Below are 22,336 nucleotides of genomic sequence, written 5' to 3'. Positions count from 1 at the left end.
CACTTTAATTCGCTGGATTCTCGCTGATAAAAACGGCTCGCCCAGATCAGTTGATCAACAACCACAGTTGTGATGCTTCATGAGAGTGCCGACTGGAAAAATGAACACCAGTGTGGTGCGCCACCATCCAATAAGTCAGGGTTTTAGCAGGTTCTGTACCAACTTTGTCAGGATTGCCTGACAAAGCCGGAACAAAGTGTGAGGAGTGCGCACGCATTCAGTTCCCACGCGCCCTGAATGCGTGCAAACAGATTCAGGCAGGATGCGTAATATGGAAGCAATGGTGAATATTAGGGCGACGTCCGTAATCGAACGGCACCGATTTTGCGCTCACATCCTTTATCGTGAACTCTTTTAGTGCATCCATATCCAGATCAAAGCGTCGCAGGTTATTGGAGAAAATCAGCAATCCACCCGGATTCAGACAGCGCATGGCCTGTTCTACCAACATTACGTGATCGCGCTGAATATCCAGTACGCCTTCCATGCGCTTGGAATTAGAGAACGTTGGCGGGTCCATAAAGATCAGGTCATAGCGTTCATTACAATCACGCAGCCACTGTATACAGTCGGCCTGAATAAATTCGTGCTGTTCCGGTTTGATACCGTTCAGCAGGAAGTTCTCTTTGCCCCAGTTAAGGTAGGTACGCGACATATCAACGCTGGTGCAATGCGCTCCGGCTACCGCTGCGTGCACACTGGCGGTGGCGGTATAACAGAACAGGTTCAGGAAGCGCTTACCGGAAGCCAGCCCGGCAATCTGCAGACGGGTCGGACGGTGATCAAGGAACAGGCCGGTATCCAGGTAATCTTTCAGATTCACCAGAACCTGCACATTACCTTCACGTACCGGCATAAAACGCTGTTCGGTGTTCTGCTTCTCGTACTGACGTTTGCCCGCCTGACGCTCGCGGCGCTTGAGTACGATCTGCTGGGCCGGAATACCGGTTACTTCAGGCAACACGGCCAGCACATCCAGCAGACGACGCTCTGCTTTGGCTTCGTCGATGGATTTCGGCGGTACATATTCCTGCACATGCAGCCAGTCGCCATACAGATCAACCGCCACCGCGTATTCCGGCAGATCGGCATCGTACAGGCGATAACATTCAACGTTTTCGCGCCTGGCCCACTTCTGCAGTGGCTTCATATTCTTTTTCAGACGGTTGGCAAAGGCTTCAACCGGGCCGCGGATCATACTGCCCTGTGGCTGTGCTGAGCGTTCATCAGCAGCACCGAATACCAGCAGACGGGTCGCGATCTGCCCATTCATCAGGCGATATTGCTTATCCAGCGGACGGCGGATGCTCTTGGCCAGATCGGTATTACCGGTAAACACCGCCAGCTGCCATTGTGGCAGGCGCATGGTGGCATCGTGGAATTGCTGATACAGCGGCGCCAGCTGTGGCAGTTCGCTCAGACGCTCACCATAAGGCGGGTTACAGACCACCAGACCGCCCTCTTCAATCACTTCGTTCTGCACCCGCAGCTGCTCAATCGCACGGCGTTCCAGATGAATCTTACCGGCCAGCGGAGAGCGGCTCAGGTTCTGATGGGCGGCCGCCAGCTGATCGGCATCAATATCAAAACCGTACAGGCGGCTGTGCATGGCGTTAAGCCCCGCGGTACGGCGCAAACGCGCCTGTTCGACCTCGGCCAGCCACAGCTGCCGGGTATGGCCCAGCCAACCTTCAAAGCCCCACTTCTGGCGGTTCAGACCCGGCGCGATGTCGGCGGCCATCATCCCCGCTTCAATCAGCAAGGTGCCGGAACCACACATAGGATCGATCAGATGCTTACCTTCGGCCGCCAGTGCAGGCCAGCCGGCGCGGATCAGTACCGCAGCCGCCAGGTTTTCTTTCAGCGGCGCTTTACCCGGCTGCAGACGGTAACCACGACGGTGCAGACTGTCGCCACTGAAGTTGTAATACAGATTAAGTTTGCCTTTGCGCAGCTGCGCTTCAATACGGACATCGCCGTCTTTATCCACCGACGGGCGGGCGCCGGTGTCCTCACGGAAACGGTCAACAATGGCGTCTTTGATCTTTTGCGCGCCAAACTGCGTATTGTTGAGGTAATCAGTACGGCCGTGAAAATCGATGCGGAAGGTCGCCCCCACAGCAAAGATGGCTGGCCATTCGACAGAACGGGCCGCTTCGTACATTTCGTCGACATTGTCTACCTGACTTTCATTCAGAGGCAGCAGCAGGCGGCTCGCCAGACGGCTCCATAAACAAAAGCGATAGGCCAGCGTCAGGTCGCCGCGCCAGATCACACCAAGGTGTGTTTCACGTTCAACTTCACCGCCCAAGTGCCTGATTTCATCCGCCAACAGGGATTCGATACCTTTCGGGCAGGCCGCCAGCCAGGTCATGGTTGTTGCTGTTGTTTCATTTTGCATGATGAGAAAACCCGTTTCGTCAAATAGCCTGTGGCTGTAAGAATAGTGACGCTTAGAAGTAATAAATAATTAACATTCCTCACCAGCCTGAGGTACAACAGGGGTTCGGTCAGTGATTCAACCAGTTGTTCTGGCCGTCGAGCAAATAACTTTAGCGAGGAAGCTTTCTATGAAAAAACAGAAACGCGACATGCAGGAAAGAGCTTTTGCACGTGGTTATCGCGCTGGCGTTGAGCGCCGTTCAAAAGATCTTGCACCCATAGGACCACAACGAGACTCCTGGCTTGCAGGTTGGCGTTCCGGTCGTGCCGACCACTGGGATGGTTACACCGGCGTTTCTGGCATTCATAAAATGGCCGTATGACGTTCTCCAGGGCTTAATGCCCGTTGTGCACGCTTCCTCTTCAGGGAAGCAAAGCCCTGCGATAAGCAGGGCTTTTTTTTGCTTAAACGCCGTACCCACCGGGCAAACTCAGCCCTGTGTACGTAAATCGGCCAGTGCATCCACCGCTTCGCGGATCAGCTCCGGACCACGGTAAATAAAGCCGGAGTAAATCTGCACCAGCGACGCACCGGCTTTGATCTTTTCTGCAGCACCTTCACCGTCGAGAATGCCGCCCACACCAATCACCGGCAGTTTACCGGCCAGCGCCTGACACAGATGTTCAACGGTCTCGGTCGCCAGATCTTCCAGTGGCGCGCCACTCAGGCCACCGGCTTCATTGCCGTAACGCAGGCCCTGAACACCTTCACGCGACAGTGTGGTATTGGTGGCGATCACACCATCGATGCCGCTGTTAACAAAGGTTTCCGCCACCAGCGCCACGTCGTCTTCTTCCATATCCGGGGCGATTTTGACGAACACCGGCTTGTAGCCGAATTCTTTGGCCAGCTCCAGCTGACGGGCTTTGATCGGCTCCAGCAGCTGCTTCAGCGAATCACCAAACTGCAGGGTACGCAGCCCCGGTGTATTCGGTGAGGAAATATTCACGGTGATATAGGTCGCATGCTGATACACCTTATCGAGGCAGATCAGGTAATCAGAGGTCGCGTCTTCGACGGCCGTATCAAAGTTTTTACCGATATTAATACCCAGCACGCCACGGTATTTTGCCGCTTTTACCCGCTCAACCAGATGATCAACGCCTTTGTTGTTGAAGCCCATACGGTTGATGATGGCCTGACGTTCAGGAATACGGAACAGACGCGGCTTAGGATTACCCGGCTGCGGGCGCGGAGTGACGGTACCGATTTCGATAAAACCAAAACCCAGACGGGCAAAAGCATCGATATAATCGCCGTTTTTATCCAGACCCGCGGCTAAACCAACCGGATTCGGGAACTCAATACCGGCAACGGTGGTTGGCAGTGCTGCCACCTGAGGCGCCAGAAACTGCAACAGTCCAAGGCGTTCGCTTGCCCCCATCATATCCAGTCCCAGTTCGTGGGAAGTTTCACCATTCAGACGAAACATCAGAGCGCGACTCAGAGCATACCAATCCATAACAGACCTCAGTTGATAAAGCGGGTGGCAAAACGGCCGGCATTATATGCCAGTCCGTCCGCGCTGTAGACGATTGAGCGCAAAAAAACCTGTTATACGCTGAAAGTCAGGCTCCCAGACGCACAATACGCTGGAACTTGCCCTGATCATCAAATTCGATGGCATAACGGCCATAAATGCCTTCATGCTGTACAACCTGCTGCAGCACGCTGGCAGGAAAACGGACATTGCGCCCATCCAGCGCCCGTGCCACGACCTGTTTTATCTGGCCGCGATAAAAGCGCTGATATTCCTGAGCGGAAATGGCCAGATCCAGTACGATGCGCTGCATTATGGCTCCTGTTGCTGATGATCGTGAAAAGAGTCTGCCAATGGCGGGGATTGCTGGCGCCAGATATCAAGCTGCAAACGTAATTCCCGGATACGCTCCAGAACACCTTCGGGCAGACGAACTTCCCGCATAAAAGCACGTTGTGCCAGAATCACCTCAGGCTGCAGATAATCAGGCAATACCTGCAAACCGGCATGGTTCAGCACCCGATCCTGCCAGCGGCCATACTTATGTTGCGGTAACGCTTGCGGGGTACAACGCGGCTGATAATGCAGTACCTGCTCAAGCATACCGAGGTTACGGAAGGCGGAGCAGTTAACGCTTTCATTCCAGGCCGTGTCGATATAACCGCTGAAATGAAATGTATCAACCAGTTGCCAGCGCTGCTGTTCACAGCGGATATAAGGCGTAACCTCACGCCCCGATAACGGGTCTGGATGATGCGCCAGAATACGGTTCCAGAAACGCAGACCGTTCAGATTGGCGGCCAGATCAGCAAAAGAAAATACCCCCGTGGTCTGAGCGCCGAAGTACAGAGATTCCGACCACTCGCCGAACAACATGCCCTCTTCAACCGAATCCTGCAGCCGCTCAGTCACTTCAAAATAGCTATAGCCTTCGGTAAAAAAATGGCCGAGTTTATCGCTGCCGATTTCCACGTCGCCAACGCGGATAACGGCGGCAACACGTTCACTCAATACCAGCGATGGGGATTGCTGCCAGATAAAATTACGGTATACCGAATCGCGGAAAGCTACCCGGTGCCGGCTGATCTGCGGGTGTTCTTCGGCAAAGGTTTCAAGCTGGCCAATCACCGGCCGCGCCAGCTCCCAGGCCAGCGCATCGTACAGCCGTTCTTCTTCACAGGCAGGATACTGTAACGCCGGGCGTGTGCGCAGCTGGGGTGGTTTGGTTACCGGACGGTTAGCCATATCCACCGCCAGTTGCAGGCGGCGGTTAACCTCTGCATCCAGCAAAGGCGCAGAATCCGTCAGCGTAAGCGCGCCACGCCCGCTGAACTGATCAACCTCCGCCGCCTGCAGTGGTAACGTCAGCAGGCCTGACAACAGGCACACACCGGAAAAAATAAAACGCTTTGGCCAAACGGCAGACAATGACTTCACCCTGAAGCAGAAATAACGGCGGAATCATAAAGCTTTCTGCCGCCGCTCACTACTCAGGCACTGATACTGATGTCCTCATCACCGGCACAGGGACGCTGATGGCGACTGGCCTGGGCCAGATCCAGCAACTCCCGCAATGCAACCGACAGCATGGTAAATTCCAGCGTATCGGCGGCTTTTAATTCATTCAGCATATTCGCCCAGCGGGCAACCAGCGGGGCATATTCTTCCTCCCACTGAGCAACAGAATCGGCAAGGCTCACACCGTCTTCCTGTGTCCCCAGAATGCCAACCGTTAATGCTCTCTGCTGCCAGTCGAGATCATCGCGCAGCGTCTCGCGTGCCAGCGCCTCCCAGTGGCTGTTGGATGGCAATGCATTCACCTGCTGCACAAACCAGTTCAGCGACAGATGCTCGCCCATTTCAAAATAGGCTTCCGCTACCGCATGAATATCACGACCTGTCTGAGCGGCGGCTTCAATAATGCCGAGAGCCGAATACAGATTGGCAGCACCGGCGGTTAATGCCGCCAGCGCCTCCGGCACTCCGGCTTCAACGCGGCTGCTGTACACCTCCTGCCAGCGCTCCAGTGCCGAGCCTTTCAGCGTACGGCCCAGCCCGGCAGCAATACCCTGTACCGCCGGTTTAAAGCGTGCGACTTCGGCGGCGATATCAATTTTTGCGCGGCGGTTGCGTAAAAACCAGCGGCTGGCACGGCGTACCAGACGCATCAGGTCAGCCATCATATCTTCCTGAATATCGGTGCTGATGTGGTAATCCAGCGCAGTGATCGCCAGCCAGTGTTCCGGCAATGAAAAAATATCACGCGCTGCCACATAAGAGCGGGCAATATCACTCATATTGGCGCCGGTTGAGTCATGCAGACGGTTAACAAAGGTAATGCCCATATAATTGACCATATCGTTGGCCAGTTGTGTGGCAATGATTTCACGGCGCAGACGATGCTGACTTAAAGGTGCTGGAAAGCGCTCGCAGAAAGCCTGTGGAAACGCCGTGTGCAGAATACTGGCAACGTATTCATCATCATGAATATCCGGATGATTCAGCTGCTCTTTCAGATCAGCCTTGGTGTAAGAAATCAGTACCGCAAGTTCCGGCCGGGTTAACCCCAGACTCGCTGCCCGGCGCTCCATCAGAACATCTTCGTTAGGCAAAAACTCCAGCGCCCGGTTGAGCTTGCCATGACTTTCGTACTCACGCATCAGACGCACATATTCATCCAACCGGAGTTTACAATCGCGGTATGCCAGAGCGATGGCCTGAGTCTGACGATAATTATTATTCAGCACCAGCCGCGCCACGTCGTCGGTCTGTTGCATAAAGATCTCATTGCGCTGTTTACGCGTCAGATCACCACTGTCGAGCACTTCGTTCAGCATGATCTTGATATTCACTTCATGGTCGGAGCAATCCACGCCACCGGCATTATCAATAAAATCGGTATAGGAGGCGCCGCCTTTCAGGGCGTATTCAACCCGGCCCAGCTGGGTCATGCCCAGGTTGCCGCCCTCGCCGATTACTTTGGCGCGGACTTCTTTACCATTAATCCGCAAACCATCATTGGCTTTATCGCCAACATGAGAGTGACGTTCTGCAGACGATTTAATATAGGTACCGATACCACCATTCCAGATCAGATCAACCGGTGCGCGCAGCAGCGCTTTGATTAAATCGTTCGGCGGCAGACGATCTTCGACGATGCCGAAGCGCTGTTTCATTTCCAGAGAAACCGGCACACTTTTCGCCGAGCGTAAAAAAATACCGCCGCCTTTGGAAATCAGCTCTCTGTTGTAATCTTCCCAGCTGGAACGCGGCAGCTCAAATAAACGTTTTCGCTCAGCAAAACTGCGTGCGGCATCCGGATTGGGGTCAACAAAGATATGCATATGGTTAAAGGCTGCCACCAGGCAGATATGTTCAGACAACAGCATGCCATTACCAAACACATCGCCGGCCATATCACCGATACCCACCACACTGAAATCTGTCTCCTGAATATTAACGCCCTGCTCACGGAAGTGTCGCTGCACCGACACCCAGGCACCGCGTGCGGTAATGCCCATTTTTTTATGGTCATAGCCGATGGAACCACCGGAGGCAAAAGCATCGCCCATCCAGAAACCACGGTTAACTGCAATTTCATTGGCAATATCAGAAAAGGTTGCCGTACCTTTATCGGCCGCGACCACCAGATAGGGATCGTCATCATCATGACGCACCACATTCTGTGGCGGCACTACCTGCCCTTCGACCAGATTATCGGTAACGTCCAGCAAGGCGCTGATAAAGGTCTGATAACTGGCAATACCTTCCGCCATAAAGGCATCCCGGCCACCTTCTTTCGGCAGGCATTTGGCGATAAAACCACCCTTTGCACCGACAGGAACAATGACCGCGTTTTTAACCTGCTGCGCCTTAACCAGCCCCAGCACTTCGGTACGGAAATCATCGCTGCGGTCTGACCAGCGCAGCCCACCACGGGCAACCCGGCCACCACGCAGGTGCACCCCCTCTACCCGCGGTGAATAAACAAAGATTTCAAACATCGGCCGTGGCAATGGCATATCGCTGATCGCCGCCGGGTTCATTTTCAAAGCGAGGTAAGACTTACTCTGGCCTTTTTCATCCTGCTGAAAAAAGTTGGTGCGCAGTGTCGCTTTGATCAGTTCTATATAGCGGCGGATGGTACGGTCTTCGTTCAGCTGATCCACACCTTCCAGAGCATCAATCAGTTGCTGTTCGCACTGATTAACCTCTTCGTCACGCTGTTCAGGTGTACATTCTTTAAGGCCAAACCGCAGATGAAAAAGATGCACCAGCCTGGCACTGATATCGATATAACGGCACAAAGCTTCAGCTATGTAATTTTCCGAAATACCAAAGCGGATCTGCTTCATATAGCGGGCATATGCACGCAGGATAGAAATATCCTTCCAGCTTAACTGACCTCCCAACACCAGCCGGTTAAAGCCGTCATTTTCCGCCTGGCCTTCCCAGACGGCACGGAATGAATCCTGAAATAAGCCTTTAACCTCGGCGATATTAATACTTTCTGACAGGGTATAACGCAGCAGAAAATTATGAATCCAGATACGCTGCCCATCGGCGCAGATAATCTCGTAAGGATGTTCGCCCATCACGCGTAAGCCGAGATTTTCCAGCACCGGAATCACATCCGACAGTGGCAGAATGGTATCGCGGTTAAACAGTTTAAAACGTAATTCATTGTCGCCTTCCTCCAGCTCACGGTAAAAACTCATCGCCAGCTGACCTGTACTCTGAGCGCACAGATGCTCCATATGCTGTACATCCACTACCGCCGTACGGGCGGTAAAGTTTTCGCGGTAACCCGCAGGAAAAGCATCGCGATAGCGGTGAAACTGATGATTTCCGCGTTCCTCCCCGGCCTGTTCTATCAGGGCATCGTGCAGATCATCCTGCCATGAACGGGCAACCTGACAGATTTTTTTCGCCACCGCCTGCTCATCAAACACCACAGGGTTATCAGGGTTCAGTCGCAGTGTGTACTGAGTGCGCGCCAGAATGGATTCAGAAAAGTAGGTATTAAATTCAATATCCAGTGGTGAAAACTCGGCCGCCAACACCCCTTCAATACGCTGGCGCAGTTCGGTGTTGTAAATATCACGCGGTACATAGGCCAGACAGGATATAAATTTACTGTATGAATCTTTGCGCAGATACACCCGGGTCTGACGACGCTCCTGAATATTCAGAATACTTAATGCGGTACGATGCAGTTGCTCTGCCGTGGACTGGAATAATTCATCGCGCGGATAGACTTCAAGAATGCGGTTCAGCTCTTTACCGCTGTGACTGGCCGGATTAAAGTCGGCCATGTCCCGTACTTTTTTCAGTTTTTCCCGCACCAGCGGAATGTTGTCCGGCGTTTCGATATAAACAATGGAGGTGTAAAGCCCCATAAAGCGTATACCGCCGGTCACTTCGCCATCTTTATTAAAGAATTTCACCACCACGTAATCCGGATAAGCGGGCCGGTGAACCCGGCTGCGGCTGCCGGATTTCATAAAGCTTACGACCTGCTGATTGGTGATAAAATCACGTACTTCATCTTCCAGATCGCGCAGCAATAAGCGGTTACGGCTCGCTTTATTGTAATTGAACAATCCCAGATCCTGCGAGCTGTCACGAACGACATACTGCTCCTTTCCTTCATGCTCGATATTGAAAACATCACAGGCCAGAAAGGTAAAATGGTTATTAATCAGCCAGCGCAGAAATTCCTGTGCTTCTTTATAGTGAGCAGTGCGATCTTTATGGTGTGGTTTATCCAGCCGGGCCAGGGTAGCTTCAGCTTTTTCGATAATCGCCGGAAAATCATTCACACAGGCATTAACTTCAGCGATCACATCCAGCAGTTCTTTGGTCAGCGACTGCAGAAGATCACGATCTGAATGATGATCAAATTCAATATAAATAATGGCTTCGGCCGTACTGCCATTATCATTTTTATGCCAGTCATTTTCCGTTTTCAGCTGGTGTTTTTTATCACGCTGGGCATGCAATACGCAGTAATGAATCGAATGCAGTGATAACTGTCGCGCATTAAGCTGCATCCGCACCGAGTCGACCAGAAAAGGCATATCGTCACAAACGATTTCAACCACCGTATGAATCGATTGCCAGCCGTGATTCTCATAATCCGGATTAAATACACGTACTTTGGGCTGGTGTGGTTTACGCTGCTGAATAAATTGCCAGCAGGACAGTGTCGCGCCATACACATCTTCCACCGAGCGTGCCATCAGTTCATCGGCTGGCGCACCGGAAAAATACAGATCGGCAAAGCGTTGCAGGATGGCAGCCTGCTCGTTATGGTTACGGTCCTTAATAAGGGTGTGCAAAGCAGTCAGCATAGTGTTATCCGTCCAGATCCCTGATAACACCTAAGCTTAGATCATTTCGCCACCAGCGCAGCGCTCATCCGGCACGCCCGGTGAACTTTATCTGCGGCAACCAATCAGAGCCATTGACCAAATGCTTTGAGTCTCTAAAATCCGAATTAAATCAACGCTCTGGGATAAAAAGAAGATGACTGAACAACAGGGTTTTGCACGCTTGAAAGAAGCACTGCAACAACAGATTATTGGCCAGCCCCATCTCGTTGAACGCTTGTTAATTTGTTTATTAAGCGATGGCCATTTACTGGTTGAAGGTGCCCCCGGTCTGGCAAAAACCAAAGCCATCAACGCCCTGGCCGAACGCATTGAAGGGGATTTCAAACGCATTCAGTTCACCCCCGATCTGCTGCCGGGTGATATTACCGGTACCGAAATTTACCGCCCGCAACAGCAGACCTTCGATTTTCAGGCCGGGCCGATTTTCCATAACCTGATTCTGGCCGACGAAATTAACCGCGCACCGGCCAAAGTGCAGAGCGCCCTGCTCGAAGCCATGGCCGAACGTCAGGTGACCGTCGGTGGTGTTACCCGCCCGCTGTCGTCGCTGTTTATGGTGATGGCTACCCAGAACCCGATCGAACAGGAAGGCACCTACCCGCTGCCGGAAGCCCAGCTCGACCGTTTTGTTATGCATGTGGTGATTGATTACCCGGACAGCGAAGCCGAGCAGAAAATTCTGCGTCTGGCGCGTGGGGAAGCCATGCAGCAACAAAACAGCGACGATACCAAGCTGTCGCAGGAGATGGTGTTCTCCGCCCGCCAGCAGGTACTGAATCTGCACATGAGCGATGCCGTTGAGCAGTATCTGGTACAGCTGGTGATGGCCAGCCGCCGCCCGGAGCCTTACGGCAAAGACCTCGCCAGCTGGATTGAATACGGTGCCAGCCCGCGTGGCACCATCGCCCTCGACCGCTGTGCCCGCGCCCATGCCTGGCTGAACGGACGTGATTACGTCAGCCCGGATGATGTGCAGGCAGTCGCCCACGATGTACTGCGCCACCGTCTGTTGCTCAGCTTTGAAGCCGAAGCCTCTGGCATGACGGTGAATAAGGTGATTAACGAACTGCTGCAACGGGTACCGGTTGTCTGATGCGCCAGGACGGACATTTCTCTGCAGGGGCCGAAATTCTGCCGGCCAATCTGGTGCAGCTGCGCGCACTGGCGCGTCAGCTACCGCTGCATAAGCAGAAAAAAGTGCTGAACGATCTGGCCGGCAGCCATGCTTCCGCCATCCGTGGCCGCGGTCTGGACTACGCCGAAGTGCGTGAATATCAGGCCGGCGATGATATCCGCGCGATGGACTGGCGGGTTACCGCGCGCACCGGCGACGCGCACATCAAAGTTTTCCGTGAAGAAAAAGAACGGCCGATCCTGCTGGTCTGTGATTTGCGCGCCAACATGCGCTTTGGCAGCCGCCGCGCGTTAAAACAGGTGCTGGCCGCTGATCTCACCGCGTTATTTGCCTGGGCTGCACTGGAACACGGCGACCGTATCGGTGCCCTGCTGTTTAACGATGAGCAGGAAACCGACCTGCGACCTAAAACCGGCCGCAAACAGGTGCTGCAGTTGCTGAATGAACTGACCACAATAGCACCATCAGCCAGTGCCGATCCGCAACAGCGTATGCAACAGATTTGCCGCCATCTGCGCCGCATTGCCCGCCCCGGCAGTGCCGTTTACTTTATCAGTGACTGGACCGGATTTGATGCCGACTGCGAGCAGCAGCTGCACGCGGTGACCCGTCATTGCGATCTGGTTGCTGTTCATATTTCCGATCCGCTGGAAGCCGAACTGCCGCCGCCGGGTCTTTACAGCCTCAGCGATGGCCAGCAACGCTTGGCCCTCGACAGCACCACCAGCCGTCAGCGCGAGGAATACCAGCAGGCGTTCAGCCTGCGCATGAACAGCCTGCAACAGCAACTGCAGCGTCTTAAAGTGCCGCTGATTGCCCTGAGCACCAGCAATGCCGATCCGCTGCCGGCCCTGCGTCAGGGGCTCGGACTCGGCATGCTCAGCCGCGTACGGGCGGAGGAAAGCTGACCATGCAGCCGCAGAACGATACCCTGCAAATATACGATATTCATCTGCCTGACCCGGTCAGTGCCTGGCCGCCGGCACCAGGATGGTGGCTGCTGCTTATCGTTATTCTGCTGGCCGCGGTTGCCGCCTTTTTTGTCTGGCGCAAACTCCGGCAGCGCTGGCAGCGACGCAGCGATTGCCTGCAGCAATTGCAGAACCTGCGCTCGCATTTCGATAAAACCGATGCCCAGGCCTGCGCCCAGATTAATGAAATTCTGAAACTCTATTGCCAGCAGTATTTTCCACAGGCGGTTGCCCTGCACGGTCAGGCCTGGGTGGATTTTCTTAATCAGAACAGTCCGGTGCCATTATTCAATAATCAAAGTGCACGGGCTTTGGCAGAAGCACCTTATGCGCCGCCACGCGCCGACTGGCGCCAGCATTATGGTGAGCTGGATGATCTGCTCGCTCTGGCACAGCGCTGGCTGAAAAACGCCCGCACAGACCTAGAAAAAACAGGCCCACAGCCAGCCGTACGGCCAAGCGCAAAAACGGAGGCCAATTAATGGAATTTCACTGGCCCTGGGCGTTTTTTCTGTTGCCACTGCCGTGGATTATCCGCGCTTTTTTACCGCCATTAAAAGTTGAGCAGGCAGCGCTTAAAGTCCCTTCACTCAGCCCCTGGCGGCTGCAGAACAGCAAAGGTGGCGAACGTCAGACACAACAGAATCTGAGTGGCTGGTTACTGCCACTGGCGCTATGGATTGCTCTTGTTGGCGCCTTATCCCGCCCTTACCACAGCGGTGAAATTGTGCAGATGCCGGTCTCCGGCCGTGACCTGATGCTGGCGGTGGATATTTCCCAGAGTATGGAAATTGAAGACATGCGCCTGAATAACAGGCCCGCTAACCGTCTCGCGGTGGTCAAGCAGGTGGTCAGTGATTTTATTGAGCAGCGCAGTGGCGACCGCATGGGCCTGATTCTGTTTGGCAGCAATGCCTATCTGCAGGCACCGCTGACCTTTGATGCCCGTACCGTCAGCACCTTTTTAAATGAAGCGCAGATCGGCCTGGCCGGTAAAAAAACCGCCATCGGCGACGCTATCGGTTTAACCATTAAACGTCTGCAGGATAATCCGGAACAAAGCCGGGTGATGATTCTGCTCACCGACGGTGCCAATACCGCCGGCGAAATTGAGCCAGTAAAAGCCGCCGAACTGGCCGCCAGTAATGGCGTAAAAATTTACACCATCGGCCTTGGTGCCGATGTGATGGAAGTCTCCAGTTTCTTCGGCACGCGTAAGGTTAATCCGTCACGGGATCTGGACGAAAATGCCCTGCGTGAAATTGCCCGCCAGACCGGCGGTGCTTTTTTCCGCGCCCGCGATACCGAAGAGCTGCAACAGATTTATCAGTTTATTGATGATCTGGAGCCCACCGAAAAAGACCCGGAAATTTATCGTCCGCAGCAGAGTCTGTTCCACTGGCCGTTAGCCGTTGCCTTTGTTATCAGCCTGCTGATTGCGCTGCAACAACGTTTTAACCGGATACCCGGCGGAGGTCGACACTGATGGAATGGCTCAGTCAGTTTCATTTTTTACGGCCGCTGTGGCTGCTGGCGGCACTGCCTGCCCTGCTGGCTTTTTCATTGCTGCTGCAGCGCGCTTTAAGCGCCGGCCAGTGGGCCAGTGTAATTGATGCCCACCTGCAGCCTTATATGCTGGAGCAGCAACTCAGCGGCCGCCGTAAAGCGGGCTTATGGTGGCTGCTCGCCGCCTGGCTGATCGCCTGTATTGCGCTGGCCGGACCAAGCGTTGAAAAACTGCCGCAACCGTTGCAAAAAAATCAGGATGCGCTGGTCATTATGCTCGACATGTCCGCATCCATGGGCGCCCAGGATCTGAAGCCGTCACGGGCAGTGCGCGCCATTCAGAAAGTCACCGATATTGTGCGCAGTCGCGCCGACGGCCTGACCGCACTGGTCGCCTATGCCGGCGACGCCCATACCGTGACGCCTTTAACCGATGACCGCGACACCATCGAAAACCTGCTGCCGTCGTTGTCCCCGTTTATTATGCCGAGCCCTGGCAGCCGTCCGGATAAAGCCATCAGCCTGGCGCAGCAGCTGGTCAGCGATGCCGGTATCCAGCAGGCCCGCCTGCTGTTACTGACCGACGGCATTATCAGCAAAGATATTGAACGTATCCGTAACAGCCTCGACGGTCAGCGCTTTCAGCTTAAGGTACTCGCCATCGGCACCGCCGAAGGTGCGCCGGTGCCAATGCCCGGCGCCGGCTTTCTGCGCGACGGCAGCGGCACCATCGTATTGCCACAGCTGGATCTGGGGCCGATCCGCGATCTCAGCCGCGAGCTGAATATCCCCTGGCAGACACTGAGCATTAACGACAGCGACTGGCAAAGCCTGTTACCCGCACAGCCGCAAAGCTTTGACCCGCAGGAAACCGACAGCGGCTTTGCCCGTTTTGATCAGTGGCACGACGCCGGCTACTGGCTGATCTTTGCTTTGCTGCCCGTTGCCCTGCTGCTGTTCCGCCGTGGCGTACTGTTCAGCCTGCTGTTAGTGCCGCTGTGCTGGCCCGATAACAGCTATGCGCTGGAGTGGAAAGATTTATGGCAAACCCCGGACCAGCAAGGCTCAGAGCTGTTTGAACAGGATCCTGCCAAAGCCGCTGACGCCTTCGAAGATCCCGCCTGGCGTGGCAGCGCCGCTTACCGTGCCGGCGATTATGAAAGCGCCGCCAAAGCCTTTGCCGAAGGCCCGCAAACCGCCATCAGCCATTACAACCGTGGTAATGCCCTGCTGCAGGCCGGAAAGCCGGACGAAGCCATCGCCGCCTACGATGAAGCCCTGAAGCTCAACCCGGAAATGAAAGAAGCTGCGGCCAACCGCGAGACCGCCGAAAAACTCAAACAGCAGCAAGAACAACAAAAAGAGCAGCAAGACGGTCAGCAACAGGACGGTCAGCAACAGGACGGTCAGCAACAAGACGGTCAGCAGCAGGACGGACAGCAGCAGGACGGACAGCAGCAGGACGGACAGCAGCAGGACGGTCAGCAGCAGGACGGTCAGCAGCAGAATCAGAGTGAAGACGATGCCTTTGCCCGGCAGCAGGCTGATAAGCTGGCCGAACAACAGCAGAATGAATCAGCCTCTCAGGCGGCACAGAATCAGGAGCCTGAGACTGACGAAGAGAAACAGGGCATAGCAGCCGCTGACGAAGATCAGGAAGAGCCGCAGGAAGAATCCGCACAACAGCTGCGCCGCCAGTCTGGCGAACCGGAAACAGAAATCAACGGCCTCAGCCGTGAAGAACAGGCCGCCATGCAACAATGGCTGAACCGGGTACCGGACAACCCCGGTAACCTGTTACAGCGCAAATTTTTATACCAGTACCGGCAACAGGCCGATCAGGAAAGTGAGGATGTTTTATGGTGATGCGTGACCTGCTGTTTAACCGCATTCACTGGCTGCAGGGGTTGCTGCTGGCGTTGCTGCTGGCCGCCACTCAGGTGCAGGCTGCTACCTTCAGCGCCAGCGTTGACCGCAAAGAAGTCGCCGAACGCGATACCTTTACACTGATGCTGCGCTACAGCGAACAGGTGGGATTTGGCTCACCGGATTTAACTCCGCTGCAGAACGATTTTCAGGTGCTGAACCAGCAGCGCTCCAACCAGTTCCGCTCCATCAACGGTAAGACCGAGTCCTTTACCGAGTGGACCCTGACGCTGACACCCAGACGCAACGGCAAACTGACCATTCCCCCGATCCGTTTTGAAAATCAGCAGACACAACCCATTACCATCAACGTGCGCGAGCTGTCAGACGACGTAAAGGCGCAGATCGCCAAAGAATTTTTCTTCGATACCGAGATCAGCCAGCAGGATAACTATTACGTTCAGGGGCAGATTCTTTACACCGAAAAGCTGTATTACAGCGTCAGCCACGAAGACGCCACCCTGTCAGAATTTAAAGTGACCGATGCTCTGGTACAGCCGCTGGGGGATGTGCGCCAGTACACCACCGTTGTTGATGGCCAGCGTCTGGGCGTGTACGAACGGCGCTTTGCGATTTTCCCCGAAGAAAGCGGCGAGCTGGTGATTCCCGGCCAGCGCTTCAGCGCCCGTATCAGCAATCCTTACGACCGCTGGAGCCGTGGCCGTCAGGGCTCTGCGGTCAGCAAGCCGATTACCCTGCAGGTGAAACCCATTCCGCAGGATTATCCGCAGGCGCCGTGGATTCCGGCTGAAAACCTGAGCATCAGCGAAACCTTCAGCACGCCACCCCAGCAATGGGTGGCCGGCGAGCCGGTTACCCGCACCCTGATCATGACCGCCAAAGGTTTACCCGGCAGTCAGCTGCCGGCCATTGCTCTGCCGGTGGTTGATAATCTGCGCTACTACCCGGATCAGACCCAGCAAAATGAACAAAGCAGCGACGATGGCCTGAGCGGTACCTCGGAACAATCCATCGCTCTGGTACCGGGCAGCAGCGGCCGTATTCTGCTGCCGGAAATCCGCATCCCCTGGTGGAACACCAGAAGCGCTACTCTGGAATACGCCGTATTACCGGCCCACAGTATTCAGATTAAGCCCGCCAAAGGGACTGCGGCATCATCACAAACAGCCGAGCCGGTTAAAAACAACAGCGCGGACAGTGCCGCAGATGCGACGGCGCAGCCTGCCGCTGGCGAAACCAGCAGCACCGCTGAGCTGCTCGTCTGGCAACTGGCTGTGGCCGTTCTGGTGCTGAGTAATGGGCTGTTTTTACTGCTGTGGTGGCATGTACGACGCACGACACCAGCCCGTCCGGCCGCGTCTGAAAGTGCGCAACAGGATCATCCGCAAAAGACGCTGAAGCAGCACTGGCAGGCATTGAATAAGGCCTGCCAACAGGGAGACGCCGCAGCCATCCGCAGCCACCTGCTGGACTGGGCTAATGCCGGTGGCTTAAACCTCCGGAACGTGAATAACCAGCAACCACTGGTCAGCCTCAGCCAGCTTGGAGAACGGTTGCCCGAGCCCAGATTGCAGGCGGCGCTGGCGGAACTTGATGCCCGGCTCTATTCGCCACAGCAGAATTCCGCCTATAACGGCCAGAATCTGCTGGCGTTGTTAAAAGAGCTGCAACGTCAGAGTGGCAAAACAGAGACCCAACGCGCCGTGCTTTATCCACACTGAAGTAACGGGGGATTACAGAAACAGGCCGGGTTATTCAGTACGGTGCGGCTATTCGCCCGGAAACTGATCCGGCCCGGCACCAGAAGAGGCAGGCAACTTATTCGCCCCGGCATGGGCTGACTTATCCAGATACATCGCCTGATCGGCCACTTCAATCCAGCTGCTGGCATCGGCAACATCAGGGTAACCGACATAAGCCAGACCAATACTGAAGTGCACCGGAAACTCGCCGGTCGGGGTCTGATGGCGCAACACGTTATTACGCAGGTTCCGCAATGCCAGCGACGCTTCCCGCACATTACTCTGTGGCAATACCACCACAAACTCATCACCGGCATAGCGCGCCAGAATATCCGTGGCGCGGATATGCTGACGGATATGCTCCGCCAGCGCCTGTAAGGCCTCGTCACCGGCAATATGGCCGAAGGTATCGTTAATCTGTTTAAAGTCGTTCAGGTCGATAAACAGCAGCGAGCACGGTGTCTGATAGCGGCGATACAGCTCCAGCTGATGTTCCAGCTCTTCATACAGAGCCTGACGGTTCAGACAACCGGTCAGCGGGTCGGTACGGATTAACAGATTAAGCCGTTCGGTCGCCTGATGCGCCTGCTCCAGGGCATGAGCCATATCCGCTTTGGCTTTCACCTGATCGCTGATGTCCGTTGCCAGACCAATCAGGTACTCCAGCTGACCACTGCTGTTCAGCACCCCTGTCCCGGTGTCGAAGATATAACGCAGGCCCCGCTCCGGATGCTCTACCCGATATTCGATTTCCCAGCGCCCTTGCCGGTGGCGTTCTATTTCAGCACGCACCCGCGCCCGGTCATCTTCGTAAATCCCTTGCAGAAAGCTGTGCGCATCATCGTACAGGCTGGCACAACTGCGCCCCCAAACCCGCTCATAAGCCGGGTTAACAAACAGCATCTGCTCTATTCCCGGCGTCGACATCCACACCACCGACTGAATGGTTTCGGCAATGGTGCGGAATTTAACCTCGGACTGCTGCAGCAATAACTCAGACTGCTTGCGGTCACTGATGTCTTCAATCACGGAAATAAAATAATCGGGGAAATTCTGCTCATCACGGATCAGGGTCACCGTAAGGTTCGCCCAGAAATAGCGGCCATCTTCATGGCGGTAGCGTTTTTCAATGCTGTAAGAACAATGACTGCTGCTCAGCAGCTCATTCACTTTGCTGACATCCAGTTCAAGGTCATCGGGGTGGGTAATATCCTGAAAGCAACGTTCCAGCAGCTCTTCACTGCTGTAGCCCAGCAGGTCGCACAGGCGGCGGTTTACCCGAAGAAAGCGTCCACCAAGGCTGACGCAACAGATTCCTACGGCCGAATGCTCAAACAACTCATCGTAAGCCTTGTACTGTTCGCGCAGCTTACGCTCAGAAATCCACAGCGTGCTGGTATCCAGAATGGTGGCGATCGCCATCTGCTCGCCGTCGTAATCGACCAGTGCCAGATGAATCTCAGCATTGATTTTCTGCCCCTGAGCATCGTTGATCCAGATGCGGTTATTCATCCGCCGTTCGCCGATGGAGGAGAAAAACAAAGCAATCAGATGCTGGTGCTGGCTGCGGATATCCTCAGGTACCAGAATATCCACCGGCTGCCCGACCATCAGTCCGGGGCCGTAGCTCAGCAGATGATGCGCAGCCCGGTTGGCCATGCGGATGATGCCTCTGGAATCAACCAGAAGCACCGGGTCCGGGCTCAGCTCAAACAGGGTGTCGGTAGGTAAAACGCGAAAACGCCGTTGCTGCAACACAATGGCGATAATGATAACAACGGCCAACAACAGCCATGGAAGTACTTCCATGCATACTCCGATACAGAAAACCTATCCTGCCAGGAAAATGCGTACAACCTTACCGCATGGCAACAGTCCGCTCCGGGACTGTCTTTAAGACTAGCAGGAAAGCGTCAGAGCGCCGTCTTTAACAAGCTTTTTATCAATCAGCCACGCTCAGGTCTGCCCTGAGCTGATTGTCCTAAATGAATAACCGGGCGACGATTGATGGTTTCCTGTCCAAACAGCGTGCGCCAGAACCAGTTACTGTCGAGGTCTTCCTGACAGCGCACCAGCTGCTGCTGATACTGTTTGGCCCGGCGTTCAACCTTTCTTGCCACCTGCATCAGCCAGGGCTTTTTCTTATAGGTACCACGCAGATAACCGCCGGCCCCGTCGTGATAGGCCAGGTACAGGCTGTAAGCATCATGCGGGCGAATGCCGGTGCGTTTAATGGTACGGGTGTTGTACCAGCCGATAAAATCGACCGCATCTTCAAAATCATCGCGGTCTGCGCCCCAGTTATTGGTGAGGCGCATATACTCTTCCCAGGTTGCGTCCAGCGCCTGAGCATAGCCATAGGCCGTCGACGGCCGCGGGCCGGGAATGATCCACAGATACCACTTACGCGGCGGACGGTTATCGTCGATAAACTTCGATTCCTGATGAATAAACGCCATGGTCACCGACTCCGGAATCCCATACTTTTTCTTCACCGCTTTAGAGGCGTTATACCAGTCGTAATATTCGTCATAGATTTCGCAGACGTTATTAATATTTTTCGGCTGCGGGGTGGAGCAACCTGCCAGTACCAGCAATACAGCCAGAAGTGAAAAGCGGATACCTTTACGGGTCATGCCTGTTCCTTATTTCCTGCTCCACAACCCCGCGTCAGGGCTGTATACCGTGTTCATTCAGCAGCGCCAGAAATGCATTTTCATCCAGCACCTCAACATTCAGCGCCTGCGCTTTAGTGAGTTTTGAGCCTGCTTTTTCACCGGCCACCAGAAAATCGGTTTTCGCCGACACACTGCCGGCCACTTTCACACCCAGCTGTTCCAGTAAGGCTTTGGCATCATCACGGCTCATACCACTCTGGGCCAGAGTGCCGGTAATAACGGCGGTTTTACCGCTTAATGGTAAATCGGCACTCTGTTGCGGCTCTTTTTCTTGCCAGTGCACACCGGCACGCTGCAGCTGTTCAATGACCGTGCGGTTATGCTCTTCGGCAAAGAAATTATGCACATGGGCAGCAACCACGGTACCGACATCAGCAACCTCCAGCAAAGCCTCTGCATCGGCATCCATAATGCGCTGCAGAAAACCAAAATGTGAGGCCAGATTATTAGCCGTGACGGTGCCCACTTCGCGGATACCCAGTGCGTATAAAAAACGTCCCAGCGTGGTTTGCTTCGCCGTATTCAGCGCGTCCAGAATATTCTGTGCCGACTTTTCCGCCATACGCTCAAGGCCTGCCAGCTGCTCCAGGGTTAAATGAAATAAATCATCCACGGAGTCAATTAATCCGGCATCCACCAGCTGATCAATTAATTTATCGCCCAGACCTTCAATATCCAGAGCCTTACGCGAAGCAAAATGTTTAATCGCTTCTTTGCGCTGCGCGGAACACACCAGCCCGCCGGTACAACGGGCAACGGCCTCACCTTCGACTTTTTCGACCAGCGAATCACACACAGGGCAATTCGCCGGAATCTGAATGTCACGGGCATCGGCCGGACGCTTTTCAGCAACCACAGAGACAATTTGCGGAATCACATCACCGGCGCGGCGGATAATCACGGTATCGCCAATTTTTACGCCCAGACGGGCAATTTCATCCATATTATGCAGCGTGGCATTGGAAACGGTGACACCGGCAACATGTACCGGTTTTAACCGCGCCACCGGTGTTACGGCACCGGTTCGGCCAACCTGAAAATCGACACCCAGCAGCTCGGTCATTTCTTCTACCGCCGGGAATTTATAGGCAATGGCCCAGCGCGGTGCACGGGCAACAAATCCCAGCTGTTCCTGCAGCGCCAGGTCATCGACCTTAAACACCGTGCCATCAATTTCATACGCCAGACGATGACGTTTTTCTCCCAGTTGCTCAAAAAAAGCCTGGGCTTCAGCCACGCCATTCACGACCCGCATCTCTTCATTAATGCGGATACCCCAGCGTTTTATTCTTTGCAGAATAGCGCTGTGCGTTGCCGGTAAAACCGCGTCATCACTGACCACACCAATGCTGTAGGCACAGAATTCCAGCGGACGTTTCGCCGTAATAGTCGGGTCGAGCTGACGCAGAGAACCGGCGGCGGCATTACGCGGGTTAGCAAAGACTTTTTCATCGTTAGCGCGGGCGTTATCGTTATAGGCTTCAAAGCCCGCCTTCGGCATATAGACTTCACCACGCACTTCCAGGCGTGCAGGAAAATCATCGCCCTGTAAGCGCAGAGGAACATTTTTAATAGTGCGCACATTCTGCGTAATGTCTTCGCCGGTCTGGCCATCACCACGGGTAGCAGCACGCACCAGCACGCCCTGCTCGTACAGAATGCTGACGGCCAGACCATCCAGTTTTGGTTCACAGGCCAGTGCGATATCGTCTGTGGTTTTTAACCGTTCCTGCAGACGTTGGTAGAAAGCCGAAAACTCTTCCGCGTTCATCGCATTATCCAGCGACAACATTGGCCGCTCATGGGTTACGCTGACAAATTGGCTGAGCGGTGTTGCTCCGACACGCTGGGTCGGGGAATCTGCGCTGATTAATTGTGGATGCTCAGCTTCCAGCTGCTGTAATTCACGTAATAAGCGGTCGTACTCAGCATCCGGAATACTGGGTTCATCCAGCACATAGTAGCGGTGATTGTGCAGATTAATTTCGTTGCGCAGCTGCTCAATCCGCTGTTCAGCAGCGCCGGCCGGAATAGCACTGTCAGAAGAAAAAGAGGAGCCCGTTGGCTCCTCTGCAAAAAGATCATTTTGTGTATTCATA

General features: G+C 54.5%; 15 protein-coding genes. 7 read left to right on the top strand and 8 right to left on the bottom strand.

From position 1 onward, the window contains the following. Nucleotides 1-253: 253 nt before the first annotated feature. Entirely contained in the window at nucleotides 254-2,401 is a 2,148-nt protein-coding gene (gene rlmKL, locus HUF19_RS06700; protein WP_260999053.1) for a bifunctional 23S rRNA (guanine(2069)-N(7))-methyltransferase RlmK/23S rRNA (guanine(2445)-N(2))-methyltransferase RlmL, read from the bottom strand. Between the two features lie 169 nt (nucleotides 2,402-2,570). On the opposite strand from rlmKL, the gene rmf reads away from it, so the two are divergent. Continuing rightward, nucleotides 2,571-2,765 carry a ribosome modulation factor gene (rmf, locus tag HUF19_RS06695; protein ID WP_145469485.1) on the top strand — a complete coding sequence of 65 codons (195 nt, stop codon included), beginning with the start codon at nucleotides 2,571-2,573 and terminating at the stop codon, nucleotides 2,763-2,765. Between the two features lie 108 nt (nucleotides 2,766-2,873). Here the strand turns inward: rmf and HUF19_RS06690 are convergent, their stop codons facing one another. From HUF19_RS06690 to HUF19_RS06675, 4 genes are all read right to left on the bottom strand, one after another. After that, a complete protein-coding gene (locus HUF19_RS06690) occupies nucleotides 2,874-3,905 on the bottom strand; it encodes a quinone-dependent dihydroorotate dehydrogenase (protein ID WP_260999052.1) in 1,032 nt (343 codons plus the stop codon). Between the two features lie 106 nt (nucleotides 3,906-4,011). Continuing rightward, on the bottom strand, nucleotides 4,012-4,236 hold the full coding sequence (locus tag HUF19_RS06685; protein WP_260999051.1) for a DUF2835 domain-containing protein: 225 nt from the start codon (nucleotides 4,234-4,236) through the stop codon (nucleotides 4,012-4,014). Further along, nucleotides 4,236-5,351: a hypothetical protein gene (locus HUF19_RS06680; protein ID WP_260999050.1), complete on the bottom strand. Its 1,116-nt coding sequence runs from the start codon at nucleotides 5,349-5,351 to the stop codon at nucleotides 4,236-4,238. Before HUF19_RS06680 ends, HUF19_RS06685 begins: the two co-directional genes overlap by 1 nt. A 62-nt stretch (nucleotides 5,352-5,413) precedes the next feature. Next, nucleotides 5,414-10,276 (bottom strand): NAD-glutamate dehydrogenase, encoded by a 4,863-nt coding sequence (locus HUF19_RS06675; protein ID WP_260999049.1) that lies wholly within the window; start codon nucleotides 10,274-10,276, stop codon nucleotides 5,414-5,416. A gap of 175 nt (nucleotides 10,277-10,451) precedes the next feature. On the opposite strand from HUF19_RS06675, the gene HUF19_RS06670 reads away from it, so the two are divergent. From HUF19_RS06670 to HUF19_RS06645, 6 genes are read left to right on the top strand one after another with little or no spacing between them, the layout of a single operon-like run. Beyond that, the gene (locus HUF19_RS06670) at nucleotides 10,452-11,411 is read left to right on the top strand and encodes an AAA family ATPase (protein WP_260999048.1); all 960 of its coding nucleotides are present in this window, start codon (nucleotides 10,452-10,454) and stop codon (nucleotides 11,409-11,411) included. Further along, a complete protein-coding gene (locus HUF19_RS06665; RefSeq protein WP_260999047.1) occupies nucleotides 11,411-12,361 on the top strand; it encodes a DUF58 domain-containing protein in 951 nt (316 codons plus the stop codon). The genes HUF19_RS06670 and HUF19_RS06665 overlap by 1 nt, the downstream gene beginning before the upstream one ends. 2 nt (nucleotides 12,362-12,363) lie before the next feature. Beyond that, nucleotides 12,364-12,906 carry a DUF4381 domain-containing protein gene (locus tag HUF19_RS06660; protein ID WP_260999046.1) on the top strand — a complete coding sequence of 181 codons (543 nt, stop codon included), beginning with the start codon at nucleotides 12,364-12,366 and terminating at the stop codon, nucleotides 12,904-12,906. Further along, on the top strand, nucleotides 12,906-13,910 hold the full coding sequence (locus HUF19_RS06655; RefSeq protein WP_260999045.1) for a vWA domain-containing protein: 1,005 nt from the start codon (nucleotides 12,906-12,908) through the stop codon (nucleotides 13,908-13,910). The genes HUF19_RS06660 and HUF19_RS06655 overlap by 1 nt, the downstream gene beginning before the upstream one ends. Next, complete coding sequence (locus HUF19_RS06650) at nucleotides 13,910-15,796, top strand: VWA domain-containing protein (protein ID WP_260999044.1); 1,887 nt, start codon at nucleotides 13,910-13,912, stop codon at nucleotides 15,794-15,796. Before HUF19_RS06655 ends, HUF19_RS06650 begins: the two co-directional genes overlap by 1 nt. Next, nucleotides 15,790-17,538, top strand: coding sequence for a BatD family protein (locus HUF19_RS06645; protein ID WP_260999043.1), 1,749 nt, complete (start codon nucleotides 15,790-15,792; stop codon nucleotides 17,536-17,538). The genes HUF19_RS06650 and HUF19_RS06645 overlap by 7 nt, the downstream gene beginning before the upstream one ends. Nucleotides 17,539-17,586: 48 nt before the next feature. Here HUF19_RS06645 and HUF19_RS06640 read toward each other — a convergent pair whose 3' ends face one another. The 3 genes from HUF19_RS06640 to ligA form a co-directional block, all read right to left on the bottom strand. Beyond that, on the bottom strand, nucleotides 17,587-19,368 hold the full coding sequence (locus HUF19_RS06640; protein ID WP_260999042.1) for a PAS domain S-box protein: 1,782 nt from the start codon (nucleotides 19,366-19,368) through the stop codon (nucleotides 17,587-17,589). 137 nt (nucleotides 19,369-19,505) lie between these two features. After that, nucleotides 19,506-20,195, bottom strand: coding sequence for a transglycosylase SLT domain-containing protein (locus tag HUF19_RS06635; protein WP_260999041.1), 690 nt, complete (start codon nucleotides 20,193-20,195; stop codon nucleotides 19,506-19,508). Nucleotides 20,196-20,229: 34 nt separating this feature from the next. Beyond that, the gene (ligA, locus tag HUF19_RS06630) at nucleotides 20,230-22,335 is read right to left on the bottom strand and encodes an NAD-dependent DNA ligase LigA (RefSeq protein ID WP_260999040.1); all 2,106 of its coding nucleotides are present in this window, start codon (nucleotides 22,333-22,335) and stop codon (nucleotides 20,230-20,232) included. Nucleotide 22,336 lies beyond the last annotated feature (1 nt).

Origin of the sequence: Thalassolituus hydrocarboniclasticus (assembly GCF_025345565.1) — a bacterium.
GTDB lineage: Bacteria > Pseudomonadota > Gammaproteobacteria > Pseudomonadales > Oceanobacteraceae > Venatoribacter > Venatoribacter hydrocarboniclasticus.
This window is presented reverse-complemented; position numbering and strand designations above follow the sequence as displayed.